Annotated in this window: 17 protein-coding genes; 13 read left to right on the top strand and 4 right to left on the bottom strand. The window is 71.2% G+C overall.

From position 1 onward, the window contains the following. Nucleotides 1–51 precede the first annotated feature (51 nt). Nucleotides 52–1,068, top strand: coding sequence for a hypothetical protein (locus tag BMY07_RS28320; protein ID WP_092785401.1), 1,017 nt, complete (start codon nucleotides 52–54; stop codon nucleotides 1,066–1,068). Between the two features lie 10 nt (nucleotides 1,069–1,078). On the opposite strand, the gene BMY07_RS28315 is transcribed toward BMY07_RS28320, so the two are convergent. Next, nucleotides 1,079–1,933: a ParB N-terminal domain-containing protein gene (locus BMY07_RS28315; RefSeq protein WP_092785399.1), complete on the bottom strand. Its 855-nt coding sequence runs from the start codon at nucleotides 1,931–1,933 to the stop codon at nucleotides 1,079–1,081. Between the two features lie 425 nt (nucleotides 1,934–2,358). Here BMY07_RS28315 and BMY07_RS28310 point away from each other — a divergent pair, with 425 nt between their 5' ends. The 6 genes from BMY07_RS28310 to BMY07_RS28290 all read left to right on the top strand — a co-directional run bounded on the left by BMY07_RS28310 (nucleotide 2,359) and on the right by BMY07_RS28290 (nucleotide 8,444). After that, nucleotides 2,359–3,453 carry a PPE domain-containing protein gene (locus tag BMY07_RS28310; protein WP_177215838.1) on the top strand — a complete coding sequence of 365 codons (1,095 nt, stop codon included), beginning with the start codon at nucleotides 2,359–2,361 and terminating at the stop codon, nucleotides 3,451–3,453. A 19-nt stretch (nucleotides 3,454–3,472) separates the two neighbouring features. Then, nucleotides 3,473–4,891, top strand: coding sequence for a hypothetical protein (locus BMY07_RS28305; protein WP_092785395.1), 1,419 nt, complete (start codon nucleotides 3,473–3,475; stop codon nucleotides 4,889–4,891). A gap of 5 nt (nucleotides 4,892–4,896) precedes the next feature. After that, nucleotides 4,897–5,727 (top strand): ESX secretion-associated protein EspG, encoded by an 831-nt coding sequence (locus BMY07_RS28300; RefSeq protein ID WP_092785393.1) that lies wholly within the window; start codon nucleotides 4,897–4,899, stop codon nucleotides 5,725–5,727. A gap of 94 nt (nucleotides 5,728–5,821) precedes the next feature. Next, nucleotides 5,822–7,258, top strand: coding sequence for a hypothetical protein (locus tag BMY07_RS28295; RefSeq protein WP_143073682.1), 1,437 nt, complete (start codon nucleotides 5,822–5,824; stop codon nucleotides 7,256–7,258). Nucleotides 7,259–7,272: 14 nt separating this feature from the next. After that, nucleotides 7,273–7,611 (top strand): hypothetical protein, encoded by a 339-nt coding sequence (locus BMY07_RS34615; RefSeq protein WP_170224632.1) that lies wholly within the window; start codon nucleotides 7,273–7,275, stop codon nucleotides 7,609–7,611. Further along, nucleotides 7,608–8,444: an ESX secretion-associated protein EspG gene (locus BMY07_RS28290; protein ID WP_177215837.1), complete on the top strand. Its 837-nt coding sequence runs from the start codon at nucleotides 7,608–7,610 to the stop codon at nucleotides 8,442–8,444. The genes BMY07_RS34615 and BMY07_RS28290 overlap by 4 nt, the downstream gene beginning before the upstream one ends. Nucleotides 8,445–8,906: 462 nt before the next feature. Here BMY07_RS28290 and BMY07_RS28285 read toward each other — a convergent pair whose 3' ends face one another. After that, a complete protein-coding gene (locus tag BMY07_RS28285) occupies nucleotides 8,907–9,989 on the bottom strand; it encodes a magnesium and cobalt transport protein CorA (RefSeq protein ID WP_092785387.1) in 1,083 nt (360 codons plus the stop codon). A 362-nt stretch (nucleotides 9,990–10,351) separates the two neighbouring features. On the opposite strand from BMY07_RS28285, the gene BMY07_RS28280 reads away from it, so the two are divergent. Continuing rightward, nucleotides 10,352–10,888: a MaoC family dehydratase gene (locus BMY07_RS28280; protein ID WP_342741564.1), complete on the top strand. Its 537-nt coding sequence runs from the start codon at nucleotides 10,352–10,354 to the stop codon at nucleotides 10,886–10,888. 41 nt (nucleotides 10,889–10,929) lie between these two features. Continuing rightward, entirely contained in the window at nucleotides 10,930–12,042 is a 1,113-nt protein-coding gene (locus tag BMY07_RS28275; RefSeq protein WP_092785383.1) for a DUF2332 domain-containing protein, read from the top strand. A 6-nt stretch (nucleotides 12,043–12,048) separates the two neighbouring features. Here the strand turns inward: BMY07_RS28275 and BMY07_RS28270 are convergent, their stop codons facing one another. Further along, entirely contained in the window at nucleotides 12,049–12,471 is a 423-nt protein-coding gene (locus BMY07_RS28270; protein ID WP_092785381.1) for an NUDIX hydrolase, read from the bottom strand. 143 nt (nucleotides 12,472–12,614) lie between these two features. Between BMY07_RS28270 and BMY07_RS34610 the strand changes: the two genes are divergently transcribed. Genes BMY07_RS34610 through BMY07_RS28255 form a run of 4 tightly spaced genes read left to right on the top strand, consistent with a single transcriptional unit; the run spans nucleotide 12,615 to nucleotide 14,910 of the window. After that, on the top strand, nucleotides 12,615–12,779 hold the full coding sequence (locus BMY07_RS34610; RefSeq protein ID WP_169735350.1) for a hypothetical protein: 165 nt from the start codon (nucleotides 12,615–12,617) through the stop codon (nucleotides 12,777–12,779). Nucleotides 12,780–12,798: 19 nt separating this feature from the next. After that, nucleotides 12,799–13,371, top strand: coding sequence for a PH domain-containing protein (locus BMY07_RS28265; protein WP_092785379.1), 573 nt, complete (start codon nucleotides 12,799–12,801; stop codon nucleotides 13,369–13,371). 55 nt (nucleotides 13,372–13,426) lie between these two features. Beyond that, nucleotides 13,427–14,290 (top strand): PHP domain-containing protein, encoded by an 864-nt coding sequence (locus BMY07_RS28260; RefSeq protein ID WP_092785591.1) that lies wholly within the window; start codon nucleotides 13,427–13,429, stop codon nucleotides 14,288–14,290. Next, nucleotides 14,290–14,910, top strand: coding sequence for a MarC family protein (locus BMY07_RS28255; protein ID WP_092785377.1), 621 nt, complete (start codon nucleotides 14,290–14,292; stop codon nucleotides 14,908–14,910). Before BMY07_RS28260 ends, BMY07_RS28255 begins: the two co-directional genes overlap by 1 nt. Here BMY07_RS28255 and BMY07_RS28250 read toward each other — a convergent pair. After that, nucleotides 14,903–15,250, bottom strand: coding sequence for an ArsC/Spx/MgsR family protein (locus BMY07_RS28250; protein ID WP_092785375.1), 348 nt, complete (start codon nucleotides 15,248–15,250; stop codon nucleotides 14,903–14,905). The genes BMY07_RS28255 and BMY07_RS28250 overlap by 8 nt on opposite strands. Between the last annotated feature and the right edge of the window lie 59 nt (nucleotides 15,251–15,309).

Genomic DNA, 15,309 nt, shown 5'->3' with positions numbered 1-15,309 from the left:
TCGACGTCATTCACTGAGTGGTGCGCTGCCTGGTGGATGGGGCGATGCGGGATGGGTACCGAGGTTCGGCCTTCGGTGGTGGGGGAGTTGGTGGTCGCCGCGGCGGCCGGGCGGTCCGAGACGGTGGGCGGGGGTGGGGATTGGTCGACGCGGGTGGAGGAGTTGCACCCGGCCTCGGCGTGGCGGATGTCGGTGGTGGAGCGGCTCCAGCGGTTGCAGGCGGAGATCGACCAGCGCCCGGCTGACGTCCCGCAGGCGGTGCACGTCGCCATGCGGATCGCGGCTCGGGCGGTGGAGTTGAAGAGCTCTCCCGCGCGCTGGTACTCCGGGGTCAACATCGAACGGGCGTGGCGCGCGGTGCACCTGGCCGACGAGGTGCTGGTCGCGTCCAGTCCGGATCTGCCGAGCCGGATGCCCGCGATCCGGGCCACGGTCACCCGCAAGCTCCCCGAGCGCGACCCCCGGGCCAGGGCGCTCGCCCCCGCCGCGTTCGACGTCCTCGGGGACGCCGCGCGCCGGGACGTCGTGCTCGTGGCGCTGCGCGGGATGCACCAGGCCTCGCACGACGCCGCCACGGCGGTGCGGAGCCTGCGCAACCGGATCATCCTGTTCGGCCTGCTGCTCCTCGCGATCAACCTGGCCGTGGGCTGGCTCACCGCGCTGCACGACCACATGCTCCCGCTGTGCCTGGGCACCGGCGCCGACGCGATCTGCCCCACCGGCACCGGCACACCCACCGGTGGCGACGTCTGGTGGCTCCAACTCATGGGCATGCTCGGCGCCTCTATAGCGGTAGTAGTTCTCTTACTCCGCACCAAACCCAGCGTCGTCCCCTACACCCTCACCCCGTACCAAGCCGTGGTCAAAGTGCTCCTCGGCGCGATCCTCGCCGTCGTCGGAGTTCTCATCCTGCGCACCGGCCTGCTCCACGACCTGGTCGGCAACCAGGCGGCGCTGCTGATCTTCGCGCTGGTCCTCGGCTACTCCCAACAACTCGGCACCCGACTGCTGGACTCCTTCGCCGACCAGGTGGTCCAACGCGCCCAACCCTCGGCCACCACCACCTGATCCGCGAGGGTCAGTCGCGGCCGCGGAGTGTGTTGAGGCGGAGTGTGTTGAGGACGTCGTCGTCCCAGTGGTGGGAACGGATCAGCCGGTAGCGCTCGCCGATCGCCCAGAGGTACGCCTCCGCGTTGGTGCGGTTGGTGGCGATCCCCGCCTGGCGGACCATCTCCACGACCGGCGTGAACTCCTCCTCGTGCCACCGCCGCGCGACGGTGGGCCGGTCGAGGAAGCGCTGTTCGTCCTGCATCAACCGGAACCCCCACGCCTCCACCGCCTCGCTCAGCTCCGTGTAGTCCCACGGGTCGGTCAGCGAGATCGTGGCCCGCCGGTCCTGGCTCAGCGGGACGCGGTCCAGGAACACCCGGTGGTAGTCCTTGGTGATCAGGTCGCCGCGCAGCCGGATCCCCTCGGCGGGCACCCGGGTGACGATCTCGGTGACCGTCGCGTCGATGGTGCCGAGACCCAGGGCGTGCGCGACCGACACGCGGTGGTGGCCGTCGATGACGAAGTGGAGTTCGCCGACCCGGTAGACCTCGATCGGCGGGGTCGACTCACCGCGGCGGGAGGCACGGGCCAGCCGTTCCCAGCGTTGCCGCGACTGCGCCGACGTCGGCCGGAACCGGCGGTCGAACTCCCGCGCCCGGTCGACACTGCCGACGATCGACTCCAGCGGGATCACCTGTAGACCCAGCCGCCGCTCCCCGGCGCGGCCGAGCGCGGCCACGACCTCGTCGAACGGCAGCATGATGTTCACGTCGTCCGGTTCCCGCCGCAGCCACGCGCTGAGCCGGGCGAGGACCTGGCGGCGGCGCGCCCGCAGGAAGTCGTACTCGGCGTCGGCGTCGGGGAAACCGGTGTCGCGCGGCATGCTCGCTCCCCACGCTCGGGACAGCTCGGTCGGGCGGCCGGGTCGGGCCGCCCGCCAAGTCTTCCCCTCCGGACGGCCCCACGCACACTGCGCCAGCCGGGTGAAATCCCCGGCGGCCCGCACCCGCTCCCAGTGGGTCTCGTTGGCGTGGATCGGGTGACGAGGTGAACGTCCGGTAACCAGCCGTTCGCCCACTCGCCACACCGGCGGTCGCGGGCGTGTCGTGGTTGCCTGGTACCAAGTCGAGCACGGCGGCAACCGAACCGGGGCCCGCTGTATCGATGCTGTTGTCGGGAACGAGGAGTGGTGGGAAGGGAACTGTCGGTGTCCGGCGCGCGTCCAAGCGGATAGCGTCATCGTCGGAAGCGATCGTCCACGGGGCCGAGGGGAGCGGTGGTCCGGTCAGCCACCGAGGGGAGCGAGCGATGGTAATGCAGCGGCACGGCTACGACCGGTACGTCACGGGCGGGGTGGTCTGGGAGAAGTACACCCTGGAGCAGTTGATCAAGATGGTCCAGGAGAGCGCGAGCGCGCCCGAGTTGCAGCAGCTCGCCCAGGAGTGGCGCGAGGCGGGCGACCAGGTGTCCGCGGCCGCCGGGGTGCTCGGCGAGGCGCTCGGGCAGCTGATGGAGTTCTGGGCGGGTACCGCGGCCGAGCAGGCCCGCCAGGACGTGGAGCTCAACGCGCGCTGGGTCGCCGACCTCGGGGAGACCGCGCACGACATCGGGCCGTCGATCGAAGAGGCCGCCAACGCGCTCAAGGCCGTCCAGGCGGCCATGCCCGAGATCCCCGCCGAGCCCGCCGTACCGCCCGCGCTCGCCGCCGACAGCGCCGCCCGGGGCCTCGACGCCGGGGGGCCGCTCGTGTCCGCGGTCAACGGCACCGCGGCGGGCACCGAGAGCGCGTTCGCCGCCGACCAGAAGGTCGCCGAGCTCAAGGCCCGCGCGGTCGAGGCCATGCGCCGCTTCGAGGGCGCCGTCATCGGCATCGACCAGTCCACCCCGCGCTTCGCCGAGCCCGTGTCCGACTCGGGCCCCGGCGTCACCGAGCCGACACCGCCGCCGACCGCGCCACCGAGCCAGACCCCGCCCCCGCCGATCTCCGCCGACCCGGTCCAGCGCTGGGAGGACCTCACCAAGGGCGACCCGAGCACCACCGCGCAGGGCTTCGGCGACGGCGGCGGCTCCGCGGGCGGCTACTCCGGCGGCGGTGGCCTCAGCGCCGCACCTGTCGGAGCGGACGCGGGACGTGGCCCCCTGCAGTACGGCGGCTCGGTCGGCGCGACCGAGGCGCTCACCGGCAACAACCCCCGACCGGCCGTCCCCGCCGCGGGCATGGCCGCCTCGGCAGGCGCCGCGGGTGGTGGCACGGGCATGGGCGGCGGCATGCCGATGGGCGGTGCGATGGGCGGCGGCCAGGGCGGCGAGGGCGGTGCCGACCACCGCAGGCGCTACCCGTACGACGGGGAAGACCCGTTCCTGTTGGACCAGAAGGCCTCGCCACCGGTGATCGGGCTCTGAGGCCAGGGAGACCACGACGATGCGCGAGCAGAACACCCCCCAGTCGGACGCGACCCACCAGTTCCCCGTGCACGTCCCCGACGGCATGACCGTCGCGGTCCCCGTGCTCGGCGCCCTGCCGACCGCCACCCCCACCCCGGCGCCGACCCCCGACCCGATCCCGGCGCCCCCGTCCCCGGACCCGATCCCCGCCCCACCGGTGCCGGACCCCATCCCGACCCCACCCGCCCCGATCCCCCCGCTGCCCGCCCCGCCCACGCCCCCGCTCCCGCTCCCGCAGCAGGCGGCCCCCCAGTACTACCCGCAGCACCAGTACGCCCCGCAGGACTACGGCCGCCCTCACCTGACCGTCCCCTCAGACGCGACCGTCCCGACCGCTTTCTCCCCAGACCTGGCCGCCCGCCTCGCCGCCCAACACCCGGCCAACCAGGCCCCCTACACCCCAGACCCGAGCGCGCACCCCGCGAACCAGTCACCGTTCGCCCCAGACGCACACGCGCACGCGGCAAACCAGTCGCCGTTCGCGCCGGATGTGAGTGGGCAGCCGTATCCGGTCACCCAGCCTCCGGATGCGTGGGCTCGGCCCAGCTACCCGGACGCGACCGCCCACCCCCCGCAGCCGTCGGTGAACCCCTTACCCGACGCGACTGCCGGGCCGGGGAACTGGGGTGCCCCGCCGCCGAGTGCTGGTCAGCAGTACCCCGCCACGCAGCCCGAGCCGAAGCCGGTCCTCAGTGGTCCTGTCACCGGTGCGCCGGTGCCTGCCCCCGAGCCCCTTCCCGTCCCCACCACGCCCACCCCCAGCGCGCCGACCCCCAGCGCGCCGACCTGGACACCCCGGGCGGGCAAGGGCGGCGACTACCACCACCACAGGCCCAGCACCCCGCCCACGTCCGGCTCCGCGCCCGACTACGGCAAGCCCGCCCCAGGTGGCGGCAACAACCAGCCCCCAGACCCCAAGCCCGGCACCAACCCCACCGCGCCGAACACCACCCCCGGTCACACCGAGCCGGGCTCCACCACCCCCGCCGACGCCACGTCCCCCTCCGCAGGCAGGCCGGACGGCGCCGGTCCCGTGCAGCCGACCAACGGCACCACGCAAGGGTTCTGGAAGATCGACCCCGATCAGCTCGCCGGGTTCACGCGGGCCGTGCAGGCGGCCAGGTTCGGGCTGGAGGGCGTGCAGCTCAAGGTCGACGGCATGGACGGCAAGGAGCCGAAGCTGGGCACCAGTCCGGTCGGCGAGCAGCTGGCGCGCAAGTTCGGCGACCGGCTCAACGGCCCGAACGGGCTCAAGACGCTGCTGGACCAGGCCATGATGAAGATGGACGGGTTCATCGAGAGCGCCGAGCGGGTGCGCGACAGCTACCTCGACGTCGACGACACCGCGCGCGGGGACCTGCAGAGGCGTGATCCCTCCTCGGGCGGCACCAGGTGACCGAGATGTCCACCGGCCTGGAGTCCGACTCCGGGTACCGCGACGGCGGCCAGGCCTCGCTGCACCCGGCCGAGGTGGACCTGCTGTGCACGTTCGCCGAGGTGTCGCCGCCGTTCCCGTTGCGGATCGGCGCGATCGGCGACCGCAGGGAAGCGTTCGCGGTGGCTCGCCGGGAGCTGGCCAGGCGAGGGCTGGCGGACGGCCGTGGGCCACGCGGCGTGGCGGGCGACCTCGTCCACTTGCTGCGCAACAGCGCGGGCGCGGTCGACTTGATGGTCGCGCGGCTCGGGCAGAGCCGGGGCGCGTTGGTGCTGGCGCAACGTGACGAGGCGCTGCTCGTCCGCCAGGACATCGGACTGCCCGGTGCGAGAGTGCACGTGGTCGCACTCTCGCTGCACGACGCGATCGAGCATCTAGTCGACTTGGTGCCAGAGCACGGTCCCGGTATGGCGGCGCCGTTCAGCCTCTCGCAGCGAGCGCTCGATCAGGCCTACCGCGCCATCCAGGCCGCCACCGGCACGGACGAACAACCGCGCAAGCTGGACGCTCACGAGGTCGACCGGCTGCTGCGCGACAACGGCATCGATGACACCACCGCCCGCAGGATGACCACGCACCTACAGCCGGTTCTCGGCAACGGTCAGGCCGGGGTCGCAGAGCGCCGCGGGTACGCCGACGAGTGGGGCCGGGTAGGGGAAGAGGTGCGTTGGCTCGACACCGCGCGCGGTCGGTTCCGACTGGGCACGGACTCCACTGGCTGGGTCAGCGTCAACCCCCTGACCCGCGAAGACCTGCGCGCGGGCATCAGGTCACTAGCCGCCGAACTGTGGTACTAACCTCGGCGAACATTCCCGGATCGTCCGTCCTATCGGCTACGGTTGGACCGCGGGAACGGCCCGGGGCGGGGCAGCCACAGGTCGGTTTTACAGCGTGAGGGAGGGCACGGGCATGATCGCCGGTCTCGACGACGTGGTGCGCCGGATGGCCGAACAGGCCGAGCACGCCGCTGCCGCCCGGCGGGCGGCCGAGCAGGAGCGCAGGCGCCGCCGCGAGGCGGACGACAGCTACGTGACCGGCGGTGTCCACTGGGACGGCTACTCGCTCAAGTCGTTGCAGCGCATGGTCGGCGACCAGGCCAACGCGGGCCAGCTGGACATGCTGGCGGGGGAGTGGGCCCGCTACGGCGAGAAGGTCGCCCAGGCCTCCAAGGACCTGTCCGGCTCGATGGCCAAGCTGCTGCAGTTCTGGTCCGGCAGCGCGTCGCAGGACGCGTCGCGGACCGTGGTCAGCAACGCCGCGTGGATCTCCCAGCTCGGCGGCACCGCGCAGCAGATGGCCGACCCGATCCAGGACGCCGGTGGCGCGTTGCGCTCGGCGCAGAGCACGATGCCCGGCGGCTCCCCGAGCAGCCCGTTCCTCGCTACAGCGGGCGGTGGCGCTGCCGCGGGCTTCGCGATCGGTGGGCCTGTCGGCGCCGCTTTCGGTGCGGCGCTCGGTGGTATCGCCAGCGCGTTCGGCTTCGGTAGCAACAAGAAGAAGATGAAGCGCAAGGCAGTGCAGACCATGCAGCGCTTCGAGACAGCCGTACTCGGCATCGATGGCACCACCCCGCGCTTCGGCACCCCGGCTGACGGCGTCGACCCCGGCGTGAACCGGCCGCAACCGCAGCCGCCGCGCACGGGCGTCCCCGGTCCGGGTGTGACCGTCCCTGGTGGCCCCGGCCGCGGACCGTCCGACCCGTCCGCGCCGGTACCCGGTTTCGGCGGTGGGCCCAGCATGGGCACCACGCCGTCGCTCTCGCCCGGGTTCGACAAGGGCTGGGAGAACCACTGGCGCGGCCTCACCGGTGTCGGCACCGGCGGCCAGCTGCCCGGCGGCATCAACAGCAACGTGGGCAACGGCCCCGGCAACATCGGCCTCGGTGGCGGCGGGTACGTGCCCGGCGGTTTCGGCGGCGGTGGCCGCGGTGGTGCCAACGGATCCGGTCGCGCGGGGCTCGGCTCCGGCGTCGGGGCCGGTGGCCGTGGCGCTGACGGCAGCCGTGGTCGTGGCGGCGCGGGTCGTGGCCTCGCGGGTGCGGGTGCGGGCTCGTCCGGCACCGGCCGAGGTGGACTCGCGGGTGGCGGCGGTTCCGGTGTCCCCGGCGGTGGCCGTGGGCGTGACGGCAGCCGCGGCGGGAGCCGGTTCGGTCGGGCCAGCGGCTTCGGCACCGACCCGCACGGCCGGTCCGGCAGCGGCTACGGGATGCCCCCGGGCAGCGCGCGCGACAAGGAAGAAGACGGCGAGCACCGCAGGCGCGTGCCGATCGAGGAGGACCCGTTCACCACGGCCGACCTGACCGCGGCCCCGCCGGTCATCGGCGCCTGAGCTAGGGAGTGAGCATGGACGAGCCCAACGCCGGTGGCGGTTGGCGGGTCGAGCCCGACCAGGTGCGCGAGTTCGCGGCCGCGGTCGAGGAGGTCCGCGCCGACCTGAACGCGATCTTCGCCGAGGTCGCCGACCTGGCCACCCCGGCCTACCTGCCGATGCTGGGCACCAGCCCGGTCGGCCAGGAGCTGGCGGACAAGTTCACCGAGCGGCTCGCCGGGGAGACCGGGCTCAAGGGCCAGCTGGAGGAGGCGCTGCGCCGGATGGAGGACTTCGTCGCCAGCGCCGAGCGCTCCGCCGCCGGGTACCAGGACAGCGACGACAACTCCGCGCAGCGCTTCACCAACCCGTGACCGCGCCGCTGGCCCCCGGCGTCGCGCTGCACCCGGTCGAGGTCGACCTGCTGTGCGCGTTCGCCGAGGTGCAGCCGCCGTTCCCGATCGAGGTGCCCGCCGCAGCGACCTCCGACCTCGAACGCGGCCTGCTCTACCGCGCCGCCGCCGAGGAACTCGCCGAGCGCGGCCTCGCCGACGACAGCGGCCCGCTCGACGTGGCCGAGGAGTTCGTCTACCTGCTGCGCGCGTGCACCGGCGTGCTGGACATCGTGCTCAACGGTCCGTCCGGGACGCTCGGGATCGCCGTGCTGGCGGTGCGCGACGAGGCACTGGTGCTGACCCAGGACCAGTCCGACCCGAACGGCCTGATCCGCATGTGGGCCGCCACCGTCGACGAGGCCCTCGGCCGCGTCACCCGGATGATCCCGCGCGCCGAGACCCCGCTGACCGCCCCGTTCAGCCTGCCGATGCGCCCTCTGGAAGAGGCGTTCGCGGTGATGCTCGCCCGCATGCCCGACCCCGACAGCCCGGGCACCCCCACCCCGATGACCCAGACCGAGATCGACGACCTGCTCCACGCCCACGGCATCGACGACCGAGTAACCCGCCGCATGGTCTCCCACCTGCAACCCGTCCTCGGCAACGGCCAAGCAGGCGTAGCCACCCGCGACGACACCGAAGACCAGTGGCACCGAACCGGCCAAGAACTCCGCTGGCTAGACACCCCCCGCGGCCGCTACCGCCTAGCCACCACCCCCGCCGAAGAAACCCCCTGGCTCAGCGTCAACCCCCTGAGCACAGACGAACTAGTCGCCCACCTCCGCTCCCTAGCCCACACCACCCGCGGCTGACACTCCCCGCAGACGATGGTCCTCACGTGCCCCTCACGGACGTTGGCCAACCACCCGGCCCTCACAGACGTTGGCCCCAACGTGCCCTTCTACGACGTTGGCCCCAACACGCCCTCTGAGGCGTTGGCCGAACAACGCTCCTCGGAGTCGCTGGTGCCAAGCTGGCTCGATGGGGCGGACTTGTTTTGTGTGGGGGAACGGCACCCGTAGCGTCGCCCACGCGGCAGGGCCTGTTTTTCGGCCCCTGCTTTGTGGTTCTGCCCGGGTGTATACCCCACTCAGTCCACACAGGACCGCCAGCGACCGAAGCGGAAATCCGTTACGTCCCCGGCGTTTCCGCGATGATCACCGTTACCACCGTGATCCAGGTGACGATCACCGCGAGCAGCCAGAACTTCACATTGGTCAACAGCCGGGCCATGGGGGAACCTCCCATCGAGAAGGGCGAACGGTGCGGCGAGCTCAGAGCCATCGGTTCTTGCGGAAGATGCGGTACAGCACGATGCACGCCACGAAGATGACCGCCATGACCATCGGGTAGCCGAAGCGCCAGTGGGTTTCCGGCATGTGGTCGAAGTTCATGCCGTACACGCCGACCACCATGGTGGGGACGGCGATGATGGCCGCCCACGAGGTGATCTTGCGCATGTCGGTGTTCTGCTGCAGCGTGATCTTGGCCAGGGTGGCGTCGACCAGGGTGGTGAGGAGTTCGTCGAAGCTGGTGACGCGTTCGGAGACGGTGGTGAGGTGGTCGTCGACGTCGCGGAAGTAGGAGCGGACGGTGTCGGGGACCAGGGGGGAGCAGCCCTCGGCGAGGCGGCGCAGCGGGTTGGCCAGGGGCATCACGGCGCGGCGCAGTTCGAGGATTTCCCGCTTCATCAGGTACATCTGCTCGGCGCTGACCGGGCTGCGCGGCGCGAACACCGCCTTCTCGATCAGGTCGATGTCGTTCTCGAACGCGTCGGTCACCGCGAGGTAGGTGTCGACGACGTGGTCGGCGATCGCGTGCAGCACCGCCGCCGGGCCGCCGCGCAGCCGATCGGGGGCGCGCTCCAGTTCCGCGCGCAGGTCGTGCAGCCCGGAGTGCTTGCCGTGCCGCACCGTCACCACGTAGTCGGCGCCGAGGAACGCCATGATCTCGCCGGTCTCGACGATCTCGTTGGCCGTCGTCGGCGACTCGTGCTCCACGTAGCGGACCGTCTTGAGCACCATGAACAGGTTGTCGTCGTAGCGCTCCAGCTTGGGCCGCTGGTGGGCCTGGACGGCGTCCTCCACCGCCAGCTCGTGCAGCCCGAAGGTCTCCGCGACGCCCTGGATCTGGCGGGCGTCCGGCTCGTGCAGGCCGATCCAGACGAAGCCCTCGCCGCGCCTGCGGACCTCGGCGACCGCGTCGATGTGCGTCCACCGCCCGGGCAGCCGCGACCCGTCGACGTACACCCCGCAGTCGACGACGTACGCCGACAGCGGCACCGGGATCGGCGCCGTCGGTGGCGCGACCCGGGTGGTGCGACCTCTCAGGCCGCCGAACGAGGGAATGGCGGGCATCAGACCTCCAGCGACACGCGTCGCGCACCGACGCGGCTGACCGGTTGGCCGAATGGCATAACCGGGGTTGCTGAGCGCCCCGGCCGGTGACACGGTGCCCGCCACTAGCGGCGGCGTGCACCTCCGGAGGGGACGCGGGGACTACTGCATCCAGTGTCGGTTTCATGACCGGTGGGGTCGCCCATGCGTCTCACCTCCTCAGGTCGACGGCGGCCGGGCGCGTGACGCGCGGGCCTGCCGGGAGGACAGCGTACCCCCGTACACCGACCGCCCGGCCACAGGGCGGCAAAACCGAACGCGTTTCACACGCGGTGCCCTGGCTCACACACCGGTTGCACCTGGGCGGGAGCCGTCGTACACAGATCCCTACTCGCCGGTCACATAGGAGGCACACAGTGCAGTTCGGGCGCTACTACGAGGAGTTCGAGGTCGGTGCCACTTACAAGCACTGGCCGGGTAAGACCGTGACCGAGTACGACGACCACCTGTTCTGCCTGCTGACCATGAACCACCACCCGCTGCACATGGACGCGCACTACGCGGAGAACACCACCGACTTCGGCAAGAACGTGGTCGTCGGCAACTACATCTACTCGCTGCTGCTGGGGATGTCGGTGCCGGACGTGTCCGGTAAGGCCATCGCGAACCTGGAGGTCGAGTCGTTGCGGCACGTGAAGCCGACCTTCCACGGTGACACCATCTACGGTGAGACCGAGGTGCTCGACAAGACCCCGTCCAAGTCGAAAGACGACAGGGGGGTTGTGTATGTCGAGACACGGGGCTACAAGCAGGACGGAACAGTCGTCTGCACCTTCCGCCGGAAGGTGATGGTGCCCAAGCGCTCTTACGGTGAGGCGCGCGGGGGCGAGCAACCGGGACGACCGGAGCCGAAGGTCTAACTGCCGGGTTGGGGACAACCCGGGCGGACGGAGGGAACGCCGTGACCGTGTCGCTGGACGAGGTCAAGCACCGGTTGCGGCGCTTTGCCGAGGTCGAGGCTGCCGGGGTGTCGCCGCTCTACCAGCACCTCGCCGAGCGCGCCGCCGAGGACGACGGCGTCGCCGACCTGCTGACCGCCGCCCAGCCCGGGTTCGAGACGGCGACCCTGCTGCTCGCCGCCGTGCACCGGGCGCTGCAGGCCGAGCCGTTCCACGAGCTGGTCAACTACTACCCGTCCATGGGTGGCAGCTACGGGGTCGACGCCGCGACGTGGCCGATGTTCCGCCAGTTCGTCGTCGAGCGGTCCGAGAAGATCCGGGCACTCGTCGCCGCGCACACCACGCAGACCAACGAGGTGCGCCGGGCCGCGCTGCTCTACCCGGCGGTGTCGTTGGCGGCCAAACAGGCAGGCGCCCCCATCGGGCTGCTGGAAGTCGGTTGCTCTGCCGGGCTCCTTCTCAACCTCGACCGGTACGGCTACCGGTACCAGACAGAGCAGTCCGGTCAGATCGTCGTTGGCCCTACCAAGACGCCTCTTGGGTTGCATTGTGCGCTCGAGTTGGGCTCGGACGCGGTGCTGCCGACCATCCCCAAGAAGCTCGCTGTCGCCGAGCGGGTCGGTCTAGACCGCGCGCCGGTAGACCTGGCTGACGAAGACGCCGCCGCGTGGCTGGAAGCCTGCATCTGGGCGGATCAACCCGAACGCCAACGGTTGTTCAGCACCGCGGCCGCCCTCCAGCGCAAGAGCCCCCCGCAGCTGGTGCGCGGCGACGCCATCGCGGACCTCGACAAGGCCGCCGCGCTGATCCCGACCTCGGTCCCCTTGGTCGTGATCACCAGCCACGTCTTGCCCTACCTGTCGGAGAGCGACCGCGCGGACTTCGTGGCCGCGGTCGCCAAACTCGCCGGGACGCGCGCGCTCTGGTGGGTCAGCGACGAGGTCTACACCGTCGGGCTGCACCACGTGCTGCCCGATCGCGACGACCTCGTCCCGCCGCCGGGGCAGCCCGCGTTCAGCGTCGTGGGGCTCACCAGGTGGGACGGCGGGGTCCCGACTTCTGCCGCTCTCGCGCGCGCCGCCATGCACGGTGAGCGCATGGCGTGGCTTGTCTGATTCCCGTCATCGCGGCAGCTCACCCCACCCGGCCAAGGTCTCGGAAAGGCCTGCCACCAGGGCATTACGGCCATCCAATGTGGTGAACATCGCAAGATCCACCCAGGTGGCCGCATCGGCGTCGTCACCCGGCGAAAGATCACCCCCGGTGACGGTGCAGCGGTAGTCGTGGATCTCGAACAGCCCATCCGGCGCGGGTCGCTCCACGGTGCCCACCAGGTCGCCGACCACGACGGCCAGACCGGTCTCCTCGGCCACCTCCCGCGTCAGTGCCTCGGGGTCGGACTCACCTGGCTCGACCTTCCCACCTGGGATCGACCACAGCCCGGCGCCGGGCTCGCGGCCGCGGCGGATCAGCAGCAGCCGATCGCGCTCATCACGGACGAGGCCGCCGACGCACCTGATCCTCCTAATGTGATCTCCCCTCATGACGACGCAGAGTAGCGATCGCCGGGTGATCACGCTCCGCGTTGCCCCAAGAGCTTGACTACTCTCCCTTAGCGCCGCCGAGTGCGGTACAACGGTTTTCAACAGGCGCCATGCAGGGTGCGTACGGAACGGGGTAGATCACAGTGGACATCAAGAAGATCTTGATCATCACTGGGGCCGCTTTGCTCGTCTTCTTCCTGGTGACGCAGCCGGTCCAGTCCGCGGGGATCGTGAACTCCATCCTCACCAGCCTCCGCGAGGGGGCCGAAGCGGTGATCACCTTCGTCCGCACTGTCTTCCAGAGCTGAGACGAAGTAGCGTCGGAGCATGTTCGCGCCCAGGGACCCTGACGAGTACCTGCTCGACTCCGAGCGCCGGGTCATCCGCGTTCGCAGGCACTGGGCGAGCCTGGCGTGGCAGGTGTTCGAGGCCGTCGCCCTGCTCGCGGTGTGCGTGATGGTCTCGTACCTGCTGCCGCCGCAGGCGTGGCTGGTGCAGAACATCCTCTGGTACGTCGCGCTCGTCGTCGTGCTCCGCTTCACCTACCAGGTGATCGAGTGGTGGGTGGAGCGGATCGTGGTCACCGACAAGCGGTTCATGATGACCACCGGGGTGTTCACCACCCGGGTGCTCATGATGCCGATCAGCAAGGTCACCGACCTCACCTACAAGCGCACCGCGACCGGGCGGGTCTTCGGCTACGGCACGATGGTCGTCGAGTCCGCCGGTCAGATCCAGGCGCTGAACAACATCGAGTTCCTGCCCCGGCCGGAGCAGGTCTACGACGCCATCTCGGAACTGGTCTTCGGCGACAAGAAGGCCCAGGCCGAGCGGTTCTCGATGATCAAGGCGCAGCGGTTGGCCCGCGGTACCCGCAAGGCCCGCAAGCCGGTCGGCTGAGCGGCCCGCGCCGCCCACCACGCCGGTGACCTGGGTCATCGGGAACACTGGGTCGGTGCGGATCGACCTCCACTGCCACTCCACCGCCTCCGACGGCACCGACAGCCCCGCCGGGCTCGTCGCCGCCGCCGCGCGCGCCGGGCTCGACACGCTGGCGATCACCGACCACGACACCACCGCGGGCTGGGCCGAGGCGGCCGCCGCGCTGCCGCCCGGCCTCGGCCTGGTCCGGGGGGCGGAGCTGACCTGCGCGTCCGAGGACGGCCGCGGCGGGCAGTGCACGATCCACTTGCTGGCCTACCTGTTCGACCCGCACGCTGAGACCGTGGTCCGGGAGTACGCCCGCACGCGGGCCGAACGACGCAGCCGCCTGCGCACGATGGCCGAGCGGATGGCCGCGGACGGCTACCCCGTCGACCCCGACACCCTCCTCGGCGACCTGCCGCCCGACGCCCCAGCAGGCCGCCCGCACCTCGCGCAGGCCCTGGTCAGGGCCGGGGTGGTCGGCTCGGTCAACGAGGCGTTCACGGAGCTGCTGCACGGCCGCAACGGCTACTACGTGCCCAGCAGCAAGACCCCGGTGCGCGAGGCCATCGACATGGTCAAGGCCGCCGGTGGGGTCACCGTCCTGGCGCACGGGTTCGCCCACCAGCGCGGTCCGACGATCAGCGCCGACGTGGTCGTCGACCTGGTCGACGCCGGGCTGGACGGCCTCGAAGTCGACCACCCCGACCACGACGACGACTCGCGGGCCCGGCTGCGCGCGATCGCCGACCGGCACGACCTCATCGTCACCGGTTCGAGTGATTACCACGGCACCAACAAGACCATCCGGCTCGGCGCCAGGACGACCGCGCCGGAGATGCTCGACGAGATCGTCGCGCGCGCGTCCGGTTCCGGGTTGTTGGTGGGTGCCTGATGGCGTTCTTCGACGCCGCGCTGTTCGCCGAGGCGACCATCACCCTGGTCGTGATCATGGACCCGCCGGGCACCGTCCCGGTGTTCCTGAGCCTCACCGGCCGCAAGACCCGGCAGACCCGCAACCGCGCCGCGCGCCAGGCGGTGCTGGTGTCGCTCATGGTGATCAGCCTGTTCGCGATCAGCGGCGAGGCGATCTTGCGCTACCTGGGCATCGGCATCCCGGCGCTGCAGGGCGCGGGTGGGTTGCTGCTCCTGCTGATCGCGCTCGACCTGTTGACCGGCAAGAACAGCACCGAGCCGGAAGCGGTCGAGGACGTGAACGTGGCCCTGGTGCCGCTGGGCACGCCGCTGCTGGCAGGCCCGGGTGCCATCGCGGCGACCATAGTGTTCGTCCGCGGCGCAGGCGGGCACGTGGCGTCCTACGTGGCTCTGGGCCTGGCAATCCTGGCCGTGCACCTGATCCTCTACCTGTGCCTGCGCTTCTCCGGCGCGGTGATCCGGCTGATCAAGGACAGCGGCATCACCCTGCTGGCCAAGATCGCCGGTCTGCTGCTGGCCGCGATCGCGGTGCAGCTCATCGCCAACTCGGTGCGCGGGTTCATCGAGGGCTCTAGCTGAGCGCCGCGTCGATCGCTTCCTGGGTGCGCGCGAGGTAGGCCCGCCCGTCGTCGGTGACGATGATCGGCCGCTCGATGAGCACCGGGTTCGCCACCAGCACCGCGATCCACGCCGCGCGGTCCTTCGGCTTGCCCGCGAGGCCGAGTTCCTTCGCCACCGGCTCTTTCAGCCGGGTGATCTCCCACGGCTGGAGGTCGAGCCTGGTCAGCACCTCGTCCAACTCCGCGGCCGTCGGCGGCTCGTCGAGGTAGCGGCGGACGGTGTGCCCGGGTGCGGCGGCGTCGAGCGCGGCCAGGGCGGTGCGCGACTTGGAGCACCGCGGGTTGTGCCAGATTTCCACGCCGCCGATTCTGCCCGGCGCCGGAGTTGTCGGTGCCGGTGCGTACCTTGTACCTCGTG

Source organism: Actinokineospora terrae (genome assembly GCF_900111175.1).
GTDB lineage: Bacteria > Actinomycetota > Actinomycetes > Mycobacteriales > Pseudonocardiaceae > Actinokineospora > Actinokineospora terrae.
The sequence above is the reverse complement of the archived record's forward strand: the minus strand, read 5'-3'. Positions and strand labels throughout refer to the sequence as shown.

Coding starts and splice junctions, on each gene's coding strand:
- BMY07_RS28320 (WP_092785401.1), top strand. CDS start 52: ATGGGTACCGAGGTTCGGCCTTCGGTGGTGGGGGAGTTGGTGGTCGCC.
- BMY07_RS28315 (WP_092785399.1), bottom strand. CDS start 1,933: ATGCCGCGCGACACCGGTTTCCCCGACGCCGACGCCGAGTACGACTTC.
- BMY07_RS28310 (WP_177215838.1), top strand. CDS start 2,359: ATGGTAATGCAGCGGCACGGCTACGACCGGTACGTCACGGGCGGGGTG.
- BMY07_RS28305 (WP_092785395.1), top strand. CDS start 3,473: ATGCGCGAGCAGAACACCCCCCAGTCGGACGCGACCCACCAGTTCCCC.
- BMY07_RS28300 (WP_092785393.1), top strand. CDS start 4,897: ATGTCCACCGGCCTGGAGTCCGACTCCGGGTACCGCGACGGCGGCCAG.
- BMY07_RS34615 (WP_170224632.1), top strand. CDS start 7,273: ATGGACGAGCCCAACGCCGGTGGCGGTTGGCGGGTCGAGCCCGACCAG.
- BMY07_RS28285 (WP_092785387.1), bottom strand. CDS start 9,989: ATGCCCGCCATTCCCTCGTTCGGCGGCCTGAGAGGTCGCACCACCCGG.
- BMY07_RS28270 (WP_092785381.1), bottom strand. CDS start 12,471: ATGAGGGGAGATCACATTAGGAGGATCAGGTGCGTCGGCGGCCTCGTC.
- BMY07_RS28265 (WP_092785379.1), top strand. CDS start 12,799: ATGTTCGCGCCCAGGGACCCTGACGAGTACCTGCTCGACTCCGAGCGC.
- BMY07_RS28255 (WP_092785377.1), top strand. CDS start 14,290: ATGGCGTTCTTCGACGCCGCGCTGTTCGCCGAGGCGACCATCACCCTG.